Source organism: Flavobacterium ginsenosidimutans (assembly GCF_037478105.1).
Taxonomy (GTDB): domain Bacteria; phylum Bacteroidota; class Bacteroidia; order Flavobacteriales; family Flavobacteriaceae; genus Flavobacterium; species Flavobacterium ginsenosidimutans.
Genome location: NZ_CP147988.1, coordinates 4,581,424 through 4,604,875, shown reverse-complemented (window position 1 = coordinate 4,604,875; position 23,452 = coordinate 4,581,424). Strand labels below are relative to the sequence as shown.

General features: G+C 32.6%; 17 protein-coding genes. 14 read left to right on the top strand and 3 right to left on the bottom strand.

What is annotated here, in order from left to right; genetic code table 11:
• Nucleotides 1–131: 131 nt before the first annotated feature.
• The 4 genes from V6624_RS19775 (at nt 132) to V6624_RS19760 (ending at nt 3,275) form a co-directional block, all read left to right on the top strand.
• Complete coding sequence (locus tag V6624_RS19775; RefSeq protein WP_338839925.1) at nt 132–674, top strand: hypothetical protein; 543 nt, start codon at nt 132–134, stop codon at nt 672–674.
• Nucleotides 675–774: 100 nt separating this feature from the next.
• On the top strand, nt 775–1,212 hold the full coding sequence (locus V6624_RS19770) for a hypothetical protein (RefSeq protein WP_111289549.1): 438 nt from the start codon (nt 775–777) through the stop codon (nt 1,210–1,212).
• A gap of 185 nt (nt 1,213–1,397) precedes the next feature.
• Nucleotides 1,398–2,681: a DUF4861 domain-containing protein gene (locus tag V6624_RS19765; RefSeq protein ID WP_338839923.1), complete on the top strand. Its 1,284-nt coding sequence runs from the start codon at nt 1,398–1,400 to the stop codon at nt 2,679–2,681.
• A gap of 417 nt (nt 2,682–3,098) precedes the next feature.
• Entirely contained in the window at nt 3,099–3,275 is a 177-nt protein-coding gene (locus V6624_RS19760; RefSeq protein WP_008467640.1) for a histone H1, read from the top strand.
• An 82-nt stretch (nt 3,276–3,357) separates the two neighbouring features.
• On the opposite strand, the gene V6624_RS19755 is transcribed toward V6624_RS19760, so the two are convergent.
• The 3 genes from V6624_RS19755 to V6624_RS19745 all read right to left on the bottom strand — a co-directional run bounded on the left by V6624_RS19755 (nt 3,358) and on the right by V6624_RS19745 (nt 6,778).
• Nucleotides 3,358–4,221 carry a hypothetical protein gene (locus V6624_RS19755; protein ID WP_338839916.1) on the bottom strand — a complete coding sequence of 288 codons (864 nt, stop codon included), beginning with the start codon at nt 4,219–4,221 and terminating at the stop codon, nt 3,358–3,360.
• A gap of 44 nt (nt 4,222–4,265) precedes the next feature.
• Complete coding sequence (locus V6624_RS19750) at nt 4,266–5,612, bottom strand: hypothetical protein (protein WP_338839915.1); 1,347 nt, start codon at nt 5,610–5,612, stop codon at nt 4,266–4,268.
• A gap of 125 nt (nt 5,613–5,737) precedes the next feature.
• Nucleotides 5,738–6,778, bottom strand: a complete 1,041-nt coding sequence (locus V6624_RS19745; RefSeq protein ID WP_111290131.1) for a GntR family transcriptional regulator — start codon at nt 6,776–6,778, stop codon at nt 5,738–5,740.
• 387 nt (nt 6,779–7,165) lie between these two features.
• On the opposite strand from V6624_RS19745, the gene rhaT reads away from it, so the two are divergent.
• The 10 genes from rhaT to V6624_RS19695 all read left to right on the top strand — a co-directional run bounded on the left by rhaT (nt 7,166) and on the right by V6624_RS19695 (nt 23,407).
• Nucleotides 7,166–8,215 carry an L-rhamnose/proton symporter RhaT gene (gene rhaT / locus V6624_RS19740; protein ID WP_338839914.1) on the top strand — a complete coding sequence of 350 codons (1,050 nt, stop codon included), beginning with the start codon at nt 7,166–7,168 and terminating at the stop codon, nt 8,213–8,215.
• 26 nt (nt 8,216–8,241) lie between these two features.
• Nucleotides 8,242–10,386 carry a bifunctional aldolase/short-chain dehydrogenase gene (locus tag V6624_RS19735; protein ID WP_338839913.1) on the top strand — a complete coding sequence of 715 codons (2,145 nt, stop codon included), beginning with the start codon at nt 8,242–8,244 and terminating at the stop codon, nt 10,384–10,386.
• Nucleotides 10,387–10,926: 540 nt separating this feature from the next.
• Nucleotides 10,927–12,201: a TIM barrel protein gene (locus tag V6624_RS19730; protein ID WP_111289567.1), complete on the top strand. Its 1,275-nt coding sequence runs from the start codon at nt 10,927–10,929 to the stop codon at nt 12,199–12,201.
• Between the two features lie 77 nt (nt 12,202–12,278).
• Entirely contained in the window at nt 12,279–13,640 is a 1,362-nt protein-coding gene (locus V6624_RS19725) for an FGGY-family carbohydrate kinase (RefSeq protein ID WP_111289570.1), read from the top strand.
• 96 nt (nt 13,641–13,736) lie between these two features.
• Nucleotides 13,737–14,477: a (Fe-S)-binding protein gene (locus tag V6624_RS19720; protein WP_111289572.1), complete on the top strand. Its 741-nt coding sequence runs from the start codon at nt 13,737–13,739 to the stop codon at nt 14,475–14,477.
• Between the two features lie 155 nt (nt 14,478–14,632).
• On the top strand, nt 14,633–16,033 hold the full coding sequence (locus tag V6624_RS19715; protein WP_111289574.1) for a lactate utilization protein B: 1,401 nt from the start codon (nt 14,633–14,635) through the stop codon (nt 16,031–16,033).
• The gene (locus V6624_RS19710; protein WP_111289576.1) at nt 16,026–16,613 is read left to right on the top strand and encodes a LutC/YkgG family protein; all 588 of its coding nucleotides are present in this window, start codon (nt 16,026–16,028) and stop codon (nt 16,611–16,613) included. The genes V6624_RS19715 and V6624_RS19710 overlap by 8 nt, the downstream gene beginning before the upstream one ends.
• A gap of 98 nt (nt 16,614–16,711) precedes the next feature.
• The gene (locus tag V6624_RS19705) at nt 16,712–17,110 is read left to right on the top strand and encodes a hypothetical protein (protein ID WP_111289578.1); all 399 of its coding nucleotides are present in this window, start codon (nt 16,712–16,714) and stop codon (nt 17,108–17,110) included.
• Between the two features lie 235 nt (nt 17,111–17,345).
• A complete protein-coding gene (locus tag V6624_RS19700) occupies nt 17,346–21,377 on the top strand; it encodes a two-component regulator propeller domain-containing protein (protein WP_338839912.1) in 4,032 nt (1,343 codons plus the stop codon).
• Between the two features lie 632 nt (nt 21,378–22,009).
• Complete coding sequence (locus tag V6624_RS19695) at nt 22,010–23,407, top strand: hypothetical protein (protein WP_338839910.1); 1,398 nt, start codon at nt 22,010–22,012, stop codon at nt 23,405–23,407.
• Nucleotides 23,408–23,452 lie beyond the last annotated feature (45 nt).

Sequence of the window (23,452 nt, the reverse complement as noted above, 5' to 3'; positions counted from 1 at the left end):
TACAAAATCGCTTCTGTTTTTATTTATAAGGAGAAAAAAAAGTCTTATTCTAATATTTTAAAAACTTTATTGCCCTAATTAAAAATATGGTGAAACTACTTTTGTTGTAAAATATATCTGAACGTATAAAAATGAATACCACTAACTTTTTATTAGAGTTTGAATTGAATATTTCTGAGATCAGAAAATTAAACAAAATGTATTTCGAGCATTTGTTTCGAGACCGATTCATATTTATTTCACTTTTCTTTTTGTTGGTTCTCATCTTTTTTGATTTTGCTTATATTAATGAAGATCAGGATATTTCTGCTTGGCTAATAAGAAGCTTAGCTTTAATTGTTTTTTTCGTTGTAATTGAATATTCTTTTATAAATACAATTTCGAAAATTGGTTTTCAGCTGACTAAGAGATTTCTAAAATCTGATAGATTTCATAACAGATATAAAATTACATTTACGAGCTTAGAAATTTTTGTCAAATCTCCATTGGGAGAACTTACTCATAAATGGACATCGATTGAAAAAGCAATTTTGACTAAAAATTTTTTATTCCTGTATGTTAGAGGTAGAAACAATTATATTATCTCAATTTCTAATAAAGATTATGATTTTAGAAAAATGGAAGAACTATTGGCTTTTGTTGAAAAGAATGTAACTCACATTATAAAAGTTTAAAATGAATAAAAATGGCTTATCATATTAATTTTCTGACTTATAGGGGTAATTGTTTTTTCGCAGCCTAGTTAGTTTTGCAATATGTTTTTAATAGATCAAAATGCAAAAGAAACAGGTTTTAGTGTACGATAACAATGGAGTCTTTTTAAAAATGTTTAAAAGAAGATTTAAAGAAGAGTTTGATTTCTTTGAAGAATCTTTATTATTTGAAAACGAAAAAAAAGAGTTTGATCATATAGTTTATGCAATACATGATAGGAAAGAATTGCTTAACTTTTTATCACAGGAAAAAAACGAACCAAATGTTTTGGTTTGCTTATTTAATGTTCAATTCTTTAGAAGTGTCTCATTTTTGGAAGTAGCAAATAATTTTATTCTAATTGATGAATCTAAAACTAGAAATGAAATTCTGAAAGAACTGAATGCTTTTTTTAGAAAGAAATTGGATCACAAAACAGAAAACAAACCTTTTATAGCATCTAAAATTTCTAAGACAAAACTTCAGGAATATTATAAGGCAATGTATTTTTTAATGTAATTTATTTTATTTTTTTATATTTTTTCACGCACTTATTCTATAAAATTTGTGCATTTGTTTGCAGGATAGGGTATTTCTCTATCCTGCTTTTTTTTATAATAGTGTAGGAATTCTAAAACAAAGTTTTTATTTTTAAGTGTTGTTATAACAATTAAAACTCTTAAATTGTTCTAAAAAAATATAGAATGAAAAAAGCAGTATTATTTTATCTTCCAATTACTTTAATAACAGCCTTTTTAACTAGTTGTGGAGTTTCTCAAAAGGTTTCGGAAAAAACAATTGTTTTAAAAAATAGCAGTTCTTTAGCGCTATCACAAAAGGCAATTTCTATAAAAAAAGATGATCTTGGTAATGAAAAGGGAACTTTCCCGATTTTGCTTTTTAAAACCGATACAATTCCAGCACAAGTAAATGATCTTAATGGAGATGGAAAATGGGATGAACTTTTTTTTACTGCTGATTTTTTGCCAAATGAAGAAAAAACTTTACAATTAAAATGGTCTAATACAGATCCGAAATTTACAGTAAAAACAAGTGTTCGTTTTGGAAAAAGGGAAGGGAAGAATCTTCCGGTTCATCCAGATACGCAAGAAGTTTTAATGGCAGATCAGGTTCATAAAAAGTTAGGCTATCAAAAATATCAAACTGATGGGCCAACGTGGGAAAATGATAAAGTAGGTTTTAGACATTATTTGGATGGAAGAAACTCAAAAGATGTTTTCGGTAAAAAACTTCCAGGCATAACACCAGAAAATGTTGGAATAAATGATAAAGGCGCGGTTGAAGACAATTACCATGTAATGTACGATTGGGGCCGAGATATTTTTCCTGTTGGAAATTCAGTTGGATTAGGAGGTTATGCTTTATGGATTGATAATAAAATTAACCGACTTGGAATTTTAGGAAACGATACTATTAATAATGTTGAAAAAACAACTTTTAAAATTGTAAGCGAAGGTCCAGTAAATTCTGTTTTAAGCTATCATTACGAAAACTGGAAAGCGACCAATAATTTATATCAAGTTCAGGAAACTACTTCTATCTGGCCGGGAATGTACGGTTATAAAAATACAGTTTCGATTAAAGGGATTAAGGGAAAGGAAACTTTCTTAGCGGCAATTTCTAACTTAAATAATAAAAACCCGCTTCAGGTAATTGAGTCTGGAGATTGGATTTGCCTTATTCAGCATGACTATTTAACTTACGAACGTCAATGGATTTTAGGGACGGCAATTTTGGTTCCTGCAGCTATTTACCAAGGTTATATTGAAGCTCCGAAAACAGGACAGTTAACAGATTCTTATTTGGCTAAATTAACCGTTCAAGATAATAAAGAAATTAGTTATTATGCAATTGCAGCTTGGGAATTGAGTGCAGACAAGGGGTTTAATGATTCGGCATTTTTTACCAATTATGTTACGAATTTGGCAAAACAGCTTTCTGTTAAAATAAAAGTTGAAATTAGATAACTGGACGTTATAAACTGAAAGAAAGAGAAAAGTAAAACTGAAAAAAATAGCCTTCTAAATCCTCCATATCGAGATTAAAATTGAAGTATTCTAAACAGTCTGGTGAGGATTTTTCTCCCTTTTGGGGTAATTTTTCTCTGGAGAAATTAACAAATAGAAGTACTTTCAGACAATATGTGAAAGAAAATATTATTGCTTGCAATACTTTCTACAAAGCCTTAAAATAGGAATGATTTAAAAGTTGTTATAATAAGTATTTGATTGTTAGTGCATTGTGTTTTGTGATGTTTTAGAAAAACAAGAAGTCAATTTATTGTAAAGAAAATGAATGAAAAACTGCATTAAATTTAACAGCAAAATTGTTGTAACTATCACACAAACTTTTATTTTTGTGGCTTAATTTAACAATATATAAGCATGAAAGATTTATTAGTAAAAATCAACGCCGAAATTGAAACATTCAAAGCTGAAGCAGAATCTTTAACTGAGAAAGGAATTAAAGCTGCTGGACCAAGAGCACGTAAATCGACTTTGGAAATTGAAAAACTTTTAAAAGAGTTTAGAAAAGTTTCTATCGAAGAATCAAAAAAATAATACAACTAAAACCTCGTCAATCGACGAGGTTTTTTTATAAATAAAAGTAGTCACGAAATTCTTTAAAGGATTGATTATTTGACTAGTCTTTAATACTGTAAAGTATTTGTTGAAAATCAGCTTTAAATGTATTTTTTCGTTCTATCGGCACCCACGAAATGAAAGTGTAGAAAGTGGTTTTTGTTTCGGCAACACCAATGAAGTAGTAAAACTTTTGTTTTCTTTCTTTATCGTAATAGGAAACATCTGTTTCCATAAAATTTATCAACCCTTTTGTAAAATAAACTGGCTTTGAAGCTTCTTTTTCTTGTTGCTCAAAAAAATCATCTACCAGACTTTTACAAAAGTCATTTATAGAAGAGTAAGTCTCACCAGATAATGCCAAATTTTCTTTGGTTTCATATATTACACTTCCAAAGACGTTATTTTCAATACTTGTATATTCTATTGCCGAATATGAATTTATTCCGCTGGTTTTACGCATATAAAATGGCAGGCTTATATGAAATAAATGTCCACCTATATATTCTTTAAATTTTGACTCGACCTTGACTGAAGGATCGTTAACAACAGTTACATAAGTTTCAGGCGATTTTAGAATTTGACCTTTATAGAGAACAAATAACTGAGGCAGTTTTTGCTTTCCTAGCGTAATTGCTTTAAACGAATAAGAAAATGCAGTTTGATAAGAAGTTACGGTTTTATCTTTAGTCGTTGCACTATATGTGTTTGCAGGACCACCAATTTTATCAAATTGATTTAAATCTAATTTCTGAATTGAATCGCGCTTATATTTAAATTCAACGGGAATCTCGTATCTGACATAAATATTTTCATTAAGCTGACATGTTGATCTGTCAAATTTTATCTTTATTTCTTGCGCTGATAGATTATTAGTGCAGAAGGTTATAAAAAAGAAGAATAGAAGTAATTTTTGATATTTCATTTTTAGTATTGGTTTTAAAAGGGATTTAATTTACAAAAGCGTTTTTACTTTCGTCTTAGCTCATTAGAAATTAATTCTTTTGTGTTTAAATCATATGTTTTAGTAGCATCACTGCTATAAAACTTAATTTGCAATCTCTTTTTCTCCATAAAATCAAATTGGTACGAGCAATTATTGCCTTTGTCTTTGAAGTTAATAATTTCCTTGCCATCTGGATTGTATATGGAATACAAATTATAATTTCCTTCGTTTTTAATTGTAAAATAGTGAAAACTGAGTAAGTTATTATTCTTGAAAAAATTTATAAGCTCTGGACTTGGTTGTGTAGTAGGACTTAAATCTTTCATGGAAATTTTGGAAAATTCTGCTGGCAGGATAATTTTTCCACTTAGATCTATAATGCCTTTTATATCTCCTTGTTTTTGAGGTGAAAAAACAAAGAGTTTATCTAGAATAATTTCTTTGCCAAAATAAATATTAGCGCCATACATTACACTGTTTTTAACCGGTTCAAGAAAAGGGTATGCAAATGGAGAAGCAGTTCCATCAAAACCAATAATCTGTATTCCTTTTTCAGTTTCAGAAAAATAATATTTTTTATCGCCACTTATAACATTTTTAGCAGAATTAGGTTTTACGTTTAATGTACTGTCAATAACGGTATCGTAATATTCATTTGTTTTTTGGGTTTCTGATTTGTCTATCTGAGTCCATATTTCATTTTTGTCTTTTACATATAAATATTTTTGAAATCCTCGAGTATGGTTTTTGAACAGAATTTTTGTATCAGAATTAAGATCAAAACACCCAAACTGCTTATTATCCTTAATATAAATCATATTTTTGCCAAGATGAGTTATTGAAGAATAAGTGCAAAGTTCAACGGCATTATTTTTATTTGCGTCTAAGCGAAATAATTTATCATCGCAATTTATCATATTGATTTCGCCTGGCATTTTTTCCTTACCCCAAAGCTGTTTTTTAGTGATAAGGTAAAGTTGTTTATTGTGGTAAAAAAGTGATTTTACATCTTCGCCTTCATCAAAAGTATATAACAATTTGCCATTTACATTAAAAAGGAAACTTTTCACATAAATTAAAGCAGTATCCGCCCTATAAGATCCAAAGTAAAAAATATCTTTTGATTTTGGAGGATAACTGTCACTTGTCAAATATCGATCTATCCAACCATATTTTGCAGGAATCAGAATTTGCTGGGTTTTGGTAACCATTACACCAGATGTAGAGCCGTCTAAAAATTGAGTATAAGGAGTGTCAGGATAAGGCCAATATATTAGTTTTGCTTTGCAGGAATTGAGTAAAATACAAAATAGAACCAACAAAATGTAGCGTATGTTTTTCATAGTTTTCCTTTTATTATAAGGATACAATAAATTGCAAAAAGGTTGGATTGTGTTTTGTTTATTTCAAAAAAAAATCAAAACCTCCAAGATATTTGATATTTTGGAGGTTTTGATTACATTCAAAAAACTCAGGATCTCAGCGACTTAGAACTTTAAATAGAATTCCTATCAATAAAATTAAAAGGCACTTTTACCTGACCTTTTTCTTTATTCAAAATCATTCGGGCAGCGGTTTCCCCCATGATATTAAAATCAGTTGACATTACTGTAATTCCTAATAACTCTTTTAGAGGTGTATCGTTGTATGAGATTACGCCAATTTCTTTTCCTAAAACAAATTCCTCATCGCGAATTTGCTTCATTAGATTTACAAGGTCAGATTCTTCGATTGTGATAAACAAATCACCCTTTTTCAAAATCATATCATCATAAACTTCACTCAGAATCTCAAAATTGATTTCATGTTCTACGCAGAATTTTCTAAATCCGTGTAAAATTCTTCTTGGATAAGGATAAACAGCTTTGTCTGGATAAACCAATATTAAGCGTTTGTATTTCATGATTTTAGATAAACCTTCTTTCAAGGCATTGTAAATATCATTTTCAAAATCCTGATAGATTTTAATCACTTCATCACCAGCACCCAATTTGATATTATCTAAAATCACTAATTTCTCTTGCGGAATGTTTTTTATTGCTGCAACAACTTCATCAGTAAAACTTAAGTGTTTCAGTTCGTCTGTTTTGAAATGTGTTGTAATCACATAATAATCATAAGCACCCTCAAATTTGTCTAAAATATTCAAAAACAGAGTTTCATCGCAATGATAAATTTGAAGATCAACGAGTGCATTAGCTCCCAAAGTATTAATAAATGAACTGTAAGTTTTCATTTTATACGAGCTCAGCTTATTGGTCAAAAACAAAATATTGACTTTAGATTCAAGCTTAGTTCTTGTAATATAATAGCCTTTTCCTCTAATCGAAGAAATGATTTTTCGTTCCTTTAAAATATTGTACGCCTTTTCTACAGTATCGCGAGACATATAAAATTCTTCGCTGAAACTATTTATAGAAGGAATTTTTTGATTGATTTTTAAATTTCCGTTGGCAATGTTCTGAAGAATAGAGTCCACAATTTGTTTGTATTTAGGAACTCTCGAATCTTCGTCTATTTTAATAAGTTTAATCATGTTCATTTGAGGAAATCTGCTTCGTGTTTCAACGAAACTCACTTTTAAATCTAACTTTTATTAAAAAAATCTCTTTAATCAAATAATCTTACGAGCAAAATTATTTTACTTATCAAAAAAGAGAATTTGCTAAGGCTTGTAATCTTTTTTTTATAATTTCTAAATTTTAACCCGAATGCGGATTCAATAATTACGAAATCGATTGCTAAAGTAGCCATTTTAAATTTATTTACCCAAAAAATGCTGGCTGTTATTTCTAATAATCTCTAGTTTTAACAAAAAATACGAAAACCATAAAGGATAGTACAGGACAGTTTTCTTTTTTACATTCTCTTATTTTACAAAACCAAATCACTAACAAACCTAACCTAAACCAAAAACAATAATATGGAGTCATTATTAGGAATCATTTTTCATTCTATCGGAGGATTTTCTTCAGGTAGTTTTTATATGCCTTTTAAAAAAGTAAAAGACTGGGCTTGGGAAAGCTATTGGCTTGTGGGAGGATTTTTCTCTTGGCTAATTGTTCCTCCAGTTGCAGCTTATCTAACGATTCCAAATTTTACAGAAATTATTGCTACTGCTTCTCCATCTATTAAAACCTTCACTTTTACAATGGGATTAATCTGGGGAATTGGCGGTTTAACTTATGGTTTGGGCGTTCGCTACTTAGGAATGTCTTTAGGAAATTCAATTACTTTAGGATTTTGCTCTGCATTTGGAGCTTTGGTTCCTTCAATTTATTATGATATTGTTCCAACAGAAGGGAAGATTTCATTTTCTCACATGCTTACGAATACTGGCGGGCAGATCGTTTTATTGGGTGTGGTTGTATATCTAATAGGAATTGCCATTTCTGGAAAAGCAGGAATGCTGAAAGAAAAGGATTTTGCAACAGGTCACGAAGATAAGGATAAAGACTTCAATTTAGTAAAAGGTCTCATTGTAGCCGTGATTTCAGGAATTTTAAGTTCATTTTTTAATTACGGAATCGAAGCTGGAAAATCAATGGCAGAACAAGCTGTTGTAAATGGGGCTAATCCGTTATTTCAAAACAATGTGACTTATGTAGTTCTGCTTTGGGGAGGACTTACAACCAATTTTATCTGGTGTCTTTACTTGAATTTTAAAAATAAATCAATTAAAAACTATACTGATAAATCTACTCCAATAACTAAAAATGTTTTGTTTTCTGCTCTTGCTGGAACCATGTGGTTTTTACAGTTTTTCTTTTACGGAATGGGAGAAAGCAAACTAGGAAATGGTGCCAGTTCATGGATTCTGCATATGGCAACTATCATTTTAACAGCAAACTTTTGGGGATTTTATTTGAAAGAATGGAAAGGAGTTTCCACAAAAACATTAAGAACTTTTTTCTGGGGAATCGGGCTTATTATGCTTGCAATCGTTTTGGTAGGAATTGGTAACTCATTATAAATACAAGAAATAATTTAAAATACTATATGTCGAATACAAACACAATTAATGATATGAATTTTAAGCATGTAAGCTACCTTTGGGATGAAGCTAAGGCAGCAGAACTAGCAGGTGATGAAGTAGCGCTTTTTATTTATCGTTCTAACTTGTTAGGAGCTGATTTAAGATTGACCAACTACGGAGGTGGAAACACTTCTGTAAAAATTACCGACAAAGATCCTCTTACGGGAGAATCTTCTGAAGTAATGTGGATTAAAGGTTCTGGCGGTGATATTGGAACATTGACAAAATCAGGTTGTGCGGCTTTGTATTTAGACAGACTTCGTAACCTTGAAAATGTTTACAGAGGTATTGAGTTTGAAGATGAAATGGTAGAATTATTCAACCACTGTATTTTTGATTTGGCTTCAAAAGCGCCTTCTATCGATACGCCTTTACATGGTTTTCTTCCATTCAAACATATTGATCACTTACATCCAGACGCGGCAATTGCTATCGCTGCAGCGAAAGATGGAAAGAAAATCACAGAAGAGTTATTCAACGGAGAAATTGGCTGGGTAGGCTGGCAACGTCCAGGATTTGATCTTGGTCTTCAGTTGAGAGCTTGTTTAGAAGAAGCGGAGAAAAACGGTAAAAAACTACGCGGAATCATGTTAGGTTCTCATGGTTTGTTTACTTGGGGAGACACTGCGTTTGATAGTTATATCAATACGCTGGAAGTAATCGAGAAATGTGCTTCTTATTTGGAAGATAACTACGGAAAGAAACGTCCAGTTTTTGGAGGTAAAAAAATCGACAGTCTTCCAGAAGCAGACCGTAAATTGAAAGCAGCAAAAGTAGCGCCGATTTTAAGAGGTTTCTGTTCATCAGAACGTCAAATGATTGGCCATTATACAGACGATGCAAGAGTTTTGGAATTTATTAATTCGAATGATTTGGCGAAATTAGCTCCATTAGGAACATCTTGTCCAGATCACTTTTTAAGAACTAAAATCAGTCCTTTGGTTTTAGAATTAGATCCAAACGAAGATTTATCTGATGTTGCAGCTGTGAAAGCAAAATTAGCTCCTGCATTTGAAGCTTATCGTGCAATGTATAAAGATTATTACAATGCATGTAAAAAATCAAATTCGCCGGCAATGCGTGACCCAAATCCGGTTGTGATTTTATATCCTGGAGTTGGTATGTTCACTTTTGCTAAAGATAAAACAATGGCACGTTTGGCATCTGAATATTATATCAATGCTGTAAACGTGATGAAAGGTGCTGAAGCAGTTTCTGAATATACTTCTTTGCCTCACCAAGAAGCTTTTGATATTGAATATTGGTTATTGGAAGAAGCAAAATTACAGCGTATGCCAAAACCAAAAGCATTATCTGGAAGAGTAGCTTTAATTACTGGTTCTGCAGGCGGAATTGGAAAAGCTATCGCTAAAAAATTCGCGCAGGAAGGTGCTTGTGTCGTAATTAATGATATTAATGAAGAGCGTTTGCAAGGTGCATCTGCTGAGTTTATTAAAGCTTTTGGTAAAGATGCCGTTTCTAGCACTTTGTTGAATGTTACTGATGAAGCAAGCACAGAAAAAGCATTAGACGAAGCTTGTTTAGCTTTTGGAGGTGTTGACATTGTGGTAAATAATGCTGGAATCAGTATTTCTAAATCTATCGCAGAACACACTTTAGAAGAGTGGGATAGATTATATGATATCTTGGTAAAAGGACAATTTATTGTTTCTAAAGCAGGAATCGAAGTAATGCGCAAACAAGGTTTTGGAGGAGATATTGTAAATATCGTTTCTAAAAACGCTGTTGTTGCTGGTCCGAATAATCCAGGTTATGGTTCGGCAAAAGCGGCACAAGCGCACTTAACACGTTTAATGGCTGCTGAACTTGGAGCTGATAAAATTCGTGTCAATACAGTAAATCCTGATGCTGTAATTTCAGACTCCAATATTTGGTCTGGCGGATGGGCAGAAGGTCGTGCAAAAGCATACGGAATTACAGTTGAAGAACTTCCGGCTTACTATGCAAAACGTACGTTATTAAACGAAATCATATTGCCAGATGATATTGCTAACGCTTGTTATGCTTTTGTTGGAGGTTTACTTGATAAATCTACAGGAAACGCATTAAACGTAGACGGTGGCGTTGCCATGGGCTTTTATAGATAAAGATTGTTTAGGTTTTTTATATAAGTTTGTTTAAGCAAAAGTGGTTTTTTGTGGTCTAGCGTTCGAATTCTTTCGAACGTTAGATTTTTTTAGCATATAACAATTCGCTTTAACAAAGAAAACTTAACAAAAAAGTGAAGTACAACCAGAGTTTAACAGCTATAGAAATTATAAGTTCAAAAAATATTTAAAACACATAAGATTAAGATATAGAACGCAGATAACTCGGATTCGCTATCGCGAAAACGCTGAAAAAGAAGGATTTTTTTGTTTCACGCAGATTTAGACAGATTTAAGCAGATCTAACAGATTTTAATTTTTAGATGATTAAAAAAAGATTTGCGTTATCTGCTAAAATCCTTTTTAAATCTGCGTGAAACCAGAAAATAAAATCTGCGTCAATCAGCGTTTTCGCGATAGCGAATCCGTAAAATCAGCGTCAAAAATTTCGGTATTAAAACGGCAGAACTATGTGTTAAAATAAATATACTAGACATATAAAATTTATATATTGTAAACTCTATTAAAATATCAATAACTATGTTAATCGGATCAAACCACATCGAATCTCATAACGAGGATTTATTAAAAAAACACCAAAATAAATTAGTTTTTACAGCATCAGAAATTAATGATACAGAAGCGATTATTCAAAAATTAATCGACTTTCAAATTGCCATTCCATCTTGGGCTTTAGGAACAGGAGGAACAAGATTTGGACGTTTCGCTGGAGGAGGAGAACCTCGTTCTTTAGAAGAAAAAATCGAAGATGTTGGTTTGCTTCACAAATTAAACAATGCTTCGGGAGCTATTTCACTTCATATTCCGTGGGATATTCCAACTGATTATAAAGCAATCAAAACACTTGCAAATCAGCACGGATTAAAATTCGATGCTATGAATTCGAATACTTTTCAAGATCAAGCAAGCTCTGAGCACACTTACAAATACGGTTCTTTACAAAATGTAAACAAAGCGGTTCGCAAACAAGCAATTGCTCATAATATTGAAGTTATTAAACACGGAATCGAATTAGGATCTGAGTCATTAACAATTTGGTTGGCAGATGGTTCTAACTTCCCAGGACAATTAAACTTTAGAAAAGCTTATCAAAATACATTAGAAAGTTTAGAAGAAATCTACGATGCATTACCTTCAAACTGGAAATTATTTTTAGAATACAAATGTGCTGAGCCTAACTTTTATTCTACGACAGTAGCTGATTGGGGGCAGTCTTATTCGTATGTTAAAAAGTTAGGCGACAAAGCGCAGACTTTAGTCGATTTAGGCCACCACCTTCCAAATGCTAATATTGAGCAGATTGTTTCTTTATTATTGATGGAAAACAAATTAGGCGGATTCCACTTTAACGACTCAAAATACGGTGATGACGATTTAACTGCAGGCGCATTAAAACCATATCAATTGTTCTTGATTTTTAATGAATTAGTTGAAGGAATGGATGCCAGAGGAATGAATCACGCCAAAGATTTAGGTTGGATGATCGACGCTTCTCACAACATCAAAGATCCATTAGAAGATTTATTGCAATCTGTTGAAGCGATTATGATTGCTTATGCTCAGGCACTTTCTGTAGATAGAAAAGCATTGGAACAAGCACAAGAAGAAAATGACGTGGTAAAAGCACAGGAAATTCTTCAAAATGCTTTCCGTACAGATGTTCGCGCATTAGTTGCCGAAGCTCGTCTTCGTTCTGGAGCGGCTTTAAACCCTGTAGCATTATACCGTTCGATTCAAGTAAGACAAAATCTTATCGAAGAAAGAGGTTTAAAAACAATGGCAACTGGATTATAATTATAAATTATTAATTGTTAATTATAAATTGTGAACTATAATTAACATTTGATAATTAACAATTTACAATTAAAAAAATGAATGTAGTTGCGATTTTTGATATTGGTAAAACAAACAAAAAGGTTTTTTTATTTAACGAAAATTATAAAATTGTCTGGGAGAAATCGGTTAATCTGGAGGAAACCGCAGACGAAGATGGATTTCCCTGCGAAGATATCGAAGTACTTAAAAATTGGGTTTTAGATCGATTATCTGAAATAAAAGAGCTTAAGGATTATGTTTTAAAAGCCATCAATTTCAGCACTTACGGAGCAAGTTTTGTTTATATAGACGAGAACGGAAAAGTTTTAACTCCTCTGTATAATTATTTAAAAGATTATCCAGAGGAATTAAAATCTCATTTCTATGAAAAATACAAAGGAGAAAAAAAGTTTGCTGTAAAAACAGCTTCTCCTGTTTTGGGCAGTTTAAATTCGGGAATGCAGATTTACCGACTGAAAGAACAAAAGCCTGAAATATTCGAAAATGTAAAATACTGTCTACACTTGCCACAGTTTTTAAGTTTTCTTTTGACGAATGAAGCATACGCTGATATTACCAGTATTGGATGCCATACCAATTTGTGGAATTTCAAAAAAATGAAATACCATAAATGGTTGAAAGAAGAGGGTATTTCAGGAAAAATACCACCAATTCATTTTGGAAAAGATGTCATTATGACTCGTGATGATCTGGCCATAGGAGTTGGTCTTCACGATAGTTCATCGGCCATTATTCCGTATACAATCAATTTTACAGAACCTTTTGTATTGTTGTCTACAGGAACTTGGAGTATTTCTTTAAATCCATTCAATAATAAGCCTTTAACTTTTGACGAATCGCAAAACGATTGTCTGTGTTATATGCAGTACACAGAGAAACCCGTAAAAGCGGCACGATTATTTGCAGGAAACGAGCACGAAGTGCAAACCAAACGTTTGGCGCAGCACTTTAATGTTCCAGTTGATACCTACAAAGAAGTTTATTTTGACAAGAAGATTGTAGCCAATTTGCGAGCGCTTAATTATCAAATTTTTTATCCTAAGAAATATAATTTTGATATACTGAAAGAATGCCCTTTTCAAAAAAGAGATCTTTCACATTATAAAAATTACGAAACAGCCTATCACCAATTAATGCTGGATTTGGTAGAACAGCAAGTTTTTTCTACCAATTTGGTAATTCATAATAGTCCTGTAAAAAAGATTTTTGTGGATGGAGGTTTCAGTAAAAATTCAATTTATATGAATTTATTAGCAGAAGCTTTTCCAGATATTGAAGTCTATGCCGCTTCGATGGCGCAGGCGAGTGCTTTGGGTGCAGCATTGGCGATTCATGATAATTGGAATCCAAAACCAATTCAGAACGATTTAATTGACTTGAAATTCTATAAACATTAGGTAAAAACGATCTGTATGTTGTAAATTTGCTGAGAAACGTATTTTTTACATTTTTACAGTACACGCCAAAATGAACAACACACTAAATACTACAACATGAAAATTGGACTTTTTATACCTTGTTATGTCGACCAATTTTATCCAAAAGTAGGAATCGCAACCTACGAATTACTACAAAAGTTAGGTTGTGACGTCGAATTTCCGATGGGGCAAACCTGCTGCGGACAGCCAATGGCAAATAGCGGTTACGCACATTTAACAAAAGGATGTGACGCCAATTTTATTGCCAATTTTTCTGGATTTGATTATATCGTCTGTCCTTCGGGAAGTTGTGTTTTGCATGTAAAAGACCATTTGCATGACGAAAAACAAGAAGAGAAGGCAACAGCAATTCGAAATACGGTTTACGAACTTACTGAGTTTATAACCGACGTTTTAAAAATTGACCACATAGACGGTAAATTTCCGTTTAAAGTAGGAATGCACGTAAGCTGTCACGGTCAGCGCGGTTTAAAGCTTTCGCAAATGTCTGAATTAAACGCACCATTTTTCTCGAAACCTGAACAACTACTACACAATATAGAAGGTCTTGATTTGGTTGCTTTAACTAGAAAAGACGAATGCTGTGGTTTCGGAGGAACGTTCTGCGTTACCGAAGAAGCAGTTTCTGTAAAAATGGGACAAGATCGTATTAAAGATCACGAAAGTCATGATGTGGATTATATTACTGGTGGAGATATGTCTTGCTTAATGCATTTGGATGGAATTCTAAAAAGGCAAAAAAGCAGAATCAAAACCATTCACATTGCTGAAATATTAAATTCACTCGAAAACTAAAAATAAATGTTGAGTATAAAATTTAACCGCAAAGTGCGCAAAGTTTTACGCAATGTTCGCAAAGCTAATTTTTATCCTTGCGCACTTTGCGCTTTTTCCTTTGCGCACTTTGCGGTTAAATAAACATTTCAAAATTGACTTTTAAATAATAGAAAATGTCATCAGAAAAAATAATACAGCACAGCGAAGCCGCAACAAAGTTCAATAAAGATGTAGAGCGTGTCAATTGGCACGATGAAACGTTATGGTTTGTGCGTGCTAAAAGAGATAAATCAGCGCACCAAATAGCAGATTGGGAACTGTTGCGCGAAACAGCTTCTCAAATCAAACTTAATGTGCTTTCTAATATTCATGATTATTTAGTTGAATTTGAGGCAAATGCTCAACGAAACGGAATAATTGTACATTGGGCAGCCGATGCCAAAGAACACAACGAAATTGTACATTCTATAATGGCTAAACATGATGTAAAGCAAATGGTGAAATCCAAATCGATGCTTACAGAAGAATGCCATTTAAATGATTATTTAGCCGAAAAAGGAATTGAAGTAATCGATTCTGATTTAGGTGAATATATTGTACAGCTTCGAAAAGAACCACCGAGTCATATTGTACTTCCGGCCATTCACTTAAAGAAAGAAGATGTAAGTGAAACTTTCCACGAACATTTGGGTACCGAAAAAGGAAATTTCAATCCGCAGTATTTAACAGAATCTGCTCGCCATAGTTTGAGAAATACCTTCTTGACTAGAAAAGTGGCTTTAACAGGAGTCAATTTTGCTGTTGCAGAAACAGGAGAATTTGTAGTTTGCACGAATGAAGGAAATGCCGATATGGGCGCGCACTTAGCAGACGTTCACATCGCTTGTATGGGATTCGAGAAATTGATTCCGAAAAGAGAACATTTAGGCGTTTTCTTGAGATTATTGGCAAGAAGTGCAACAGGACAGCCAATTACTACTTTTTCAAGTCATTTTAAGAAGCCAAGAGACGGTAAAGAAATGCATATCGTAATTGTGGATAACGGAAGAAGTACACAATTAGGAAGAGAAGATTTTAGAAACTCATTAAAATGTATTCGTTGTGGAGCGTGTATGAACACTTGTCCAGTTTACAGACGAAGCGGCGGTCATAGTTATCACAATGCGGTTGCAGGACCAATTGGTTCTATTTTGGCACCAAACTTAGACATGAGCAAAAATGCCGATCTGCCTTTTGCAAGTACACTTTGCGGTTCTTGTACCAACGTTTGTCCCGTAAAAATTGATATTCACGATCAATTGTACAAATGGCGTCAGGTTTTGGTAAAAGAAGGGCATACACCAACTGCCAAAACGGTTGCAATGAAAACGATGGCGACGGTATTGGCGAATCCAACAGTTTTTAATATTGCTGGAAAATCGGGAAGATTTGTAATGAAGAACGTTCCAGGAATGGTCAATAATAAAATGAATAAATGGTACGATCAGCGCGAAATGCCAGATGTTCCAGAAGAATCTTTTAGAGAATGGTACAAGAAAAATTCGAAAGAATCTAAAAATAAAAAGAATGAGTAGTAAAGGCGAAATTTTAAAAAGAATAAAACTGAATCAGCCTAATGAGGTTGCAGAACTGCCTGATCTAAATCTTTTAGGTTCTGAACAATTTGATGTATTAGAAACCTACAAAACAGTTTTAAAAGGAATTGGAGGAGATCCTGTAGAAGTTGCTGATTATAATGAAATTATCAATTACATTAAATCTAATTACAATCTGGAGAAACGATTAATTACAACGCTTCCAGAACTTTCTGAGATTGCTTCTTTAGATTGGAAAACAGTTGATCCGCATTCGCTTCAAGATGTTGAATTAACGGTTGTAAAAGCACATTTTGGCGTAGCAGAAAACAGTGGACTTTGGGTAACGGATGATATTTTAGGACAGCGTGTTGCGCCTTTCATTGCACAATATTTAGCTATCATCGTTCATAAAAAAGATCTTGTGCCAACAATGCAGCAAGCGTATCAAAGAATTGGAAACATGGAATACGGTTTCGGAACTTTCATCGCTGGTCCGTCAAAAACGGCTGATATCGAGCAGTCATTAGTTCTTGGAGCTCACGGCGCGCGCGGATTGATCGTGTTTTTATTGGATTAATAAACTAAGTCGTAAGACTCTTTTTAGTTTCTATTAAAAACCGACTATTTGTAAGAAAAATTATTATTTTTTTTTCCTTTGAACAGCTATAATTTGTTATGCTTATTTTAAAAACATTAAATTCTAATTTCAAAATTTCGACCATTGACCTTGAACTGTTTTATACTGAATCTAAAGGTGCAAAAATTGCTATTGAAGTAATAAAAAATGGTAATGAAGAATATTCTCGTGTAGAAATTGATTTTTTTATTGTGGCGGAAGTAAAATGCGTAACATTAAATTTTTTTGAGTCAAATTACAGTAATTATTTAATCAAATACTTTGGAGATAATGAAAAACCTTTTGATTCAGGATTTTACGAAGTGATGGATTCAGCTTATTTAAAAGAGAATATTGAGAAGTATGACCCAAAAATGAGATTTGATTTAAAGCATTATATTGTTACAGGAAACGATAGTTATGTTGAAATAATTGCATCTAAATATTCTGTATATTGAATAAATTATTTTCAAGTTTAAAAAAATATTTTAAAGACTTTTTTCAGTTTGTTATTTATGAAAATATTCCCATAGAATTTGAAGTCAGTAGGGAATGCTTTATTAAAAAAATAAGCGTAAAGATAAAATCTCAATTAGAATGCAGAAAGTTTGTGACTTCTGCATTCTTTTTTATAAAATTTCCCTAAAATTAGCTTATAATTGTACTTATTACCAGAATATAAAAAAGTACATTTTGAAGCATTTTGTTCTAAATCTTCTACTGCTAATAGGGTTTTCTTCCTTAGGATATTCGCAGGATTATCCCGTCAAATTTCTTGACATATCAGACGGTTTGTCTAATAATTCCATTATAACAATTTATCAAGATAAAGAAGGTTATATGTGGTTTGGAACCTACGATGGTTTAAACCGATATGATGGATATAATTTTAAGGTTTTTAGAAACAGAATCAACGATAAAAAATCACTTTTATTCAATACAATCTACAATATTGAAGGCGATTCTAGAAACAATATCTGGGTAGGAGGAACCAGCGGAATCTGCATTTACAATAAAACAAAAGCCTCATTTCATACCGTTCAATATACATTGTGGGACGATAAACCAAAAGTTCTTCAAGATATTATACATCAGATGCGCTCAGTATCAGATAATTTGGTTTTGGTCGCTTCACAGAAATTAGGATTGTTAGCTTTTGAAAACGGTTCTTTCACAGGAAGACATATTCCGCTAAATGCATTAGGAAACAGAATTACGATTAGCAATTATGATGCAATTGCAATTCAAGAAAATAAAGAGAAATCTGGATGCTGGATATATGTTCGCAATGTTGGAGTTTGCGTTTATAATTACAAGGCAAAAGACTTAAAAATTGTTTTTCCGCTTTCGATTGGGGTAAAAGCCATGAAACTTTCTTCTGATGGGAATCTTCTTTTAGGAACAGATGAAGGTTTATTTTTAATGAATACCAAAACAGGTACCATTTCCGAAAATTATTTCACTAATAAATGCAGTGTTACTGATGTTTTGGTAGATAAAAAAGGTAAAACTTGGGTCACGACAGACGGCTGCGGAATTTTCTATATCAATCCAAACAGTAAAAATCTTCTTGCTTATAATGAACAATTAGCAAAAAGTAATTCGGTTTGGAGTTTATACGAAGATAAATCGGGTAACAAGTGGTTTGGTTCACTTCGCGGCGGAATCAGTATGCTGAGTGATACACCAAAATATTTCAAAAGTGTTCGCTATAATGCTAAAGATCCAGCAGATAACTTTATTTTATCTTTTTGCGAAGACGAAAAAAAGAATCTTTGGATTGGTACAGATGGCGCAGGTTTAAAGTATTGGGATAGAAAAAACAATACGTACACAAATTATGGAAACTCGTTTTCAAGCAGTTTTATAACGGGAATAGTTCGTGATCATAATAACGATATCTGGATTTCTACTTGGGCAGGAGGAATCAATAAAATAAGCAAGAGTAATAATAGTGTAAAACATTATTCTTGTTATAATCCGCATACGAAACAAACGGAAAAAAATATCTGGTTTGTATTTAAAGATTCAAAAGCAAATATTTGGGCAAGTGCTACAAATGAGGGAACGCTTTATCTTTTGGACCGAAATAAAGACACTTTTGAACTTTTTGATAAAAGAATCGATAACCTGCAATGCATGACTGAAACTTCAGATGGAAAGTTGTGGGCAGGAAATTATACTTCTCTTTTATCTATCGAAAAAAATACTAGAAAAATCACTAAGAAAGCAATCGGAAACCCTATTCGATGTATTTACGAAGACAAAGACAAAAATCTTTGGGTTGGAACGCAAGAAGGTGGTTTGCTTTTATTTGACCGAAAAACAAATACTTTTAAAAGATTAACAATCGATGATGGATTGCCTTCAAACACTATTTTAAGGTTATTAGAGGATAAAGATGGAAATTTATGGATGAGCACTTATAACGGAATCTGCCGTTATGATAAAAAGAGCAAGACATTCCGTAATTTTTCTGTAAACGATGGACTTCAGAGCAATCAATTTAGTTTTAATGCTGGAATCAAACTTTCGTCTGGAGAATTTCTTTTTGGAGGTATAAACGGTTTCAACATCTTTTATCCGCAGGCTATAAAAGGCTTTAATCAAAAAAATAATGTGTTGTTAACAGATTTCTATGTTAACAATCAGCTGATTGAAGAAAGTAAAGCAGAAGTTGATATTGATTCAGATAAAACGAAAGAAGTTAGTTTGGAATACGATCAAACGACTTTATCATTAGAATTTGTTGCTTTAGATTACAATAATGCAGATAAAATAAATTACGCTTATTTTCTAGAAGGCTGGGATCAGCAATGGAATTATGTGGGTCAAGCCCGAAAAGCAAATTATTCAAGATTGCCAGAAGGGAATTACACTTTTAAAGTCAAAACTACCAATTTTAAAGGTGGATGGAATAAAGAAGTCAGTTTGGTTTCTATACAAGTTTTGCCGCCGTGGTACAGAACTTGGTGGGCGTATACACTTTATTTAGCAGCAATTGGCGGACTTTTATTTTTATATCTTGATTACAATAAAAACAAAGAAAAATTAAAGTATAAGGTCAAAATCGCCGAGCTTGAAAGTAAAAAAGAAAAAGAGATTGCCGAAAAGCAGTCGTCTATGTTTACTTATATTTCGCATGAATTTAGAACACCGCTTTCGCTGATTATTAATCCGTTAAAAAAAGCAGTTCAGAAAGAAATTGTAGAAAACGGTTCTTCAGGAAGCGATTTGGCAATTGCACACCGAAATGCCAGAAGACTTTTGAGTCTGGTAGATCAATTGCTTTTATTGCGAAAAGCTGAAAATGATGCGGATTCTCTTCGCTTATCACCAATCAATGTAAATAATCTTTCGAATGAAGTGTATCAATGCTTTGTAAATCAGGCGAAAGATAAAAGTATCAATTATAATTTTACAATTCCTGATCACGAAATTACCATTATTGGCGATTATGAAAAGATCGAAATTTCGCTATTCAATTTAATGTCAAATGCTTTCAAGTACACGCCAATTGGAGGCGAGATTAATTTGATTGTGACAGAAAGTGATGAAGAAGTTTTTCTTGAAATATCAGATAACGGAGACGGAATAGATAAAAAAGACATTGATCTTATTTTTGAAAAATTCAAACAGATCAATTCGAAAGTTTCAGTTGGAACTGGTTTCGGTATCGGGCTTTATATCGTTAAATATTTCGTTGACAAACACAAAGGTTCTGTAACCTGTAGCAGTGAAGCAGGAAAAGGAAGCACTTTTAAATTGACGTTTTTAAAAGGAAACAGTCATTTTGAAGATATTGAAATCACAAATGAAAAACCACAGCGAAGCCAATTATTTGACGAATTGATTCCAGATGAAATTGAAGAACCAATTTCAACAGCAACAACTTCAATTGCAGATAGCGATTTCAAAAAGACCATGTTGACTGATAAACGCACTGTTTTAATAGTTGACGATAATGCAGAAATTCGCGCGTATCTGATTAAGTTGTTTGCTGATAATTATATTGTATACAGTGCTGAAAATGGAGAAGAAGGTTTAAAATTGACTAAAAAACACATGCCAGATCTTGTCATTAGCGATATTACAATGGAAGAAATGGATGGTTTGGAATTGTGCCGAAAAATTAAAGAAGATAGCGCTTTATCGCATATTCCGGTTATTTTATTGACGGCGTCTAAAAATCCTGAAACGCATTTGCAAGGGATTAATGAAGGCGCAGACGATTATATCACAAAACCATTTGATGACGATATTCTTACTGCAAGAGTCGAATCGCTATTGCGAAACCGTCATAATTTGCGGACTTATTTCTTAGACAGTATTACATTAAAAGAAAATACTCAAAAAGTTCCAGTTGAATATCAAGAGATACTGAAAAAATGTATCGAGATTGTTGAAGCTAATATTCATAAAAAAGATTTTACGATTCGAACTTTTGCCCTTGAAATGGGAATGAGCCATAGAACACTTTATACCAAAATCAAAATTATTTCGGGACAAACCTTAAATGCTTTTATTCGTTCCTTGCGAATAAGAAGAGCGGCGATGTTAATGCTGACAGAAGATATGAATATCACTCAAGCAGCTACCGAAGTCGGTTTTGAAGATCCGAAATATTTCAGACAGCAATTCGTAAAACTTTTTGGAATGACTCCTTCAGAATACATTAAAAAGTATAAAACGTCATTCAATTCTGACTTGAATATCATTAAATAATCAATAGCTTCAGTTTTAATGCTGCATAATTTGCTTCTTTTTTTACTGAAGAAGTGAAATCTTTTATCCAACTTAAACGTTTTAGCTGAAAAACTGCTGTTTTTTCAATAATTATATATTTTGTAAAAAATCAGCCATAATTTTTAATAGTCTATAAAATTTATTCCAAAATAATAGTTAATTGCGATTTTGACCTCCTTTTTTTTCCATTTTACCCCTCCTTAAAAGTGTTATTTAAACATTTCTTTGCAGTAATAGCAATCGATAATTAGGTTATTGCTGTTAGTCATAAGTGTTAATTTCAAGATAGTTTGTTATCTGTTTAAAGAGCTGAGCACTCTTTAAATTTTAGATCAGTAGTGGTTGGTTTACATTACTTATCAGCCCGCAGTTTAAAAAAGATAAACTGCGGGTTAATTAAAAAAGACACTTGTACAATTTGAAAGAAAATAAAAAAAGGAAATATCAAACAATTAACCAAACTCAATATAATATGAAAATGACCACATAATGATGTAATGCTGTTTTCCTTGCCTCAGAAAAAAATAGCACAACCTCGAATAACCTACGAGAATAAAACAAACTTTCGCTTTAGAAAGAAAACTAACTAACCTAACCTTAAAATTAAAGAAATGAAAAAAAATGTATTTTTATTTTTTCTTGCCCTTTTTGGCTTTCTTGTAACCGGATGCCAAAATAACGATTCAGGATATCCAAGTTCTGATAACCCTACGGTGGTAGTTTCTACAAAAGAGATATATGGAGCTCCGAGTAGAAAATTTGAAATTAAAGCTGCGCTTGCAGATGACTTAGGATTAAAAAGTGTAGAAATTCAGATTCCAGAATTATCATTGGATAAAGTGATTACTTTCGCAACAAATCCGCTTTTAAAATCTTACGATTTAAGTTACTTTTTTGAAGTTCCTTCGGATAGAGGAACATCAGAAGCTTTCAAAATTAAATTATTAATTACAGACGTTTCAGGAAATGTTGTAACTGAGGAAATTAATTTACGCCTTGATGGAGAATTTGCAGCTCCAACAATAACTATGATCACGCCAAAAGAAGGAGCAGTTATTTTATTGTCAACAAGCAATGAAATGCCAGTAAATTTTGTGGTAAATGACGATTCAGGAATTGATTACATCAATGTAAAATGTGAAGATTTAGGTATTGATGAAACGATTCAGTTAGAAGGTTCTCCACAATCTTATACATTCAATAAGACTTATACATTGCCAGTTACGGCAGCCAATTATGTTTTAACAATTACGGCTAAAGATAAATTTGCAATTCCAAATACAGGATCATTAGATGTTAATATTGTTGCAACAAACGAATATCCTGCAATTTATTTATGCGATCAGCCAAAAGGCACTAATCTTACAACAGACGCAGTTGGAGTTCCAATGTATTTCCATGAGAAAAACGGACAAGATTTCGAGTTCAAATATTATGCAGATACAGACAATAAAGAGGTTTATTTCTTAGGTCAGGAATCAGATTTTGCTCCACATTGTTTTGGTCTAAATACATCTGGAGAATTGGTTGATGATGTTGCTTCGACTCCAATTATTCTGCCAACAAAAGGATATTACATCATAAAAGTAAATCCAAACACGCTTAAATATACAGCAGAGAAATACACACCAACAAGCAAAGTTTGGGCTGATGTCGCAAATGGTTTATGGCATGATGATGAAGCATTGAGAAAACCTTTTGTTAGTGTTTGCGGTGGCGGAATCGACGGTGCTAACTGGGATACATGGAATGCATGGGTAGTTACAAAACTTCATTTGGCGAATAACGCAAGTAATCCTTACCAATTAGTTGGAGAATACACATTAACAGGAACAATGGAAGCAACATTTACAGGTCAGTGGTGGAGTCCTTCATGGAGACTTATCAAAAACGGTATCGCAACTATGTCACCAGGAGAAAATGGTAATGCTAAATATCCTGCAGCTGCTGGAGTTTACAAAGTAGTTTTAGATACAGAATTAGAAAGAGTATTTATCACAAAAAAATAGTTGGTTATAACCCTGTTGTAACATTTAACAAATAAAACAGCTTAA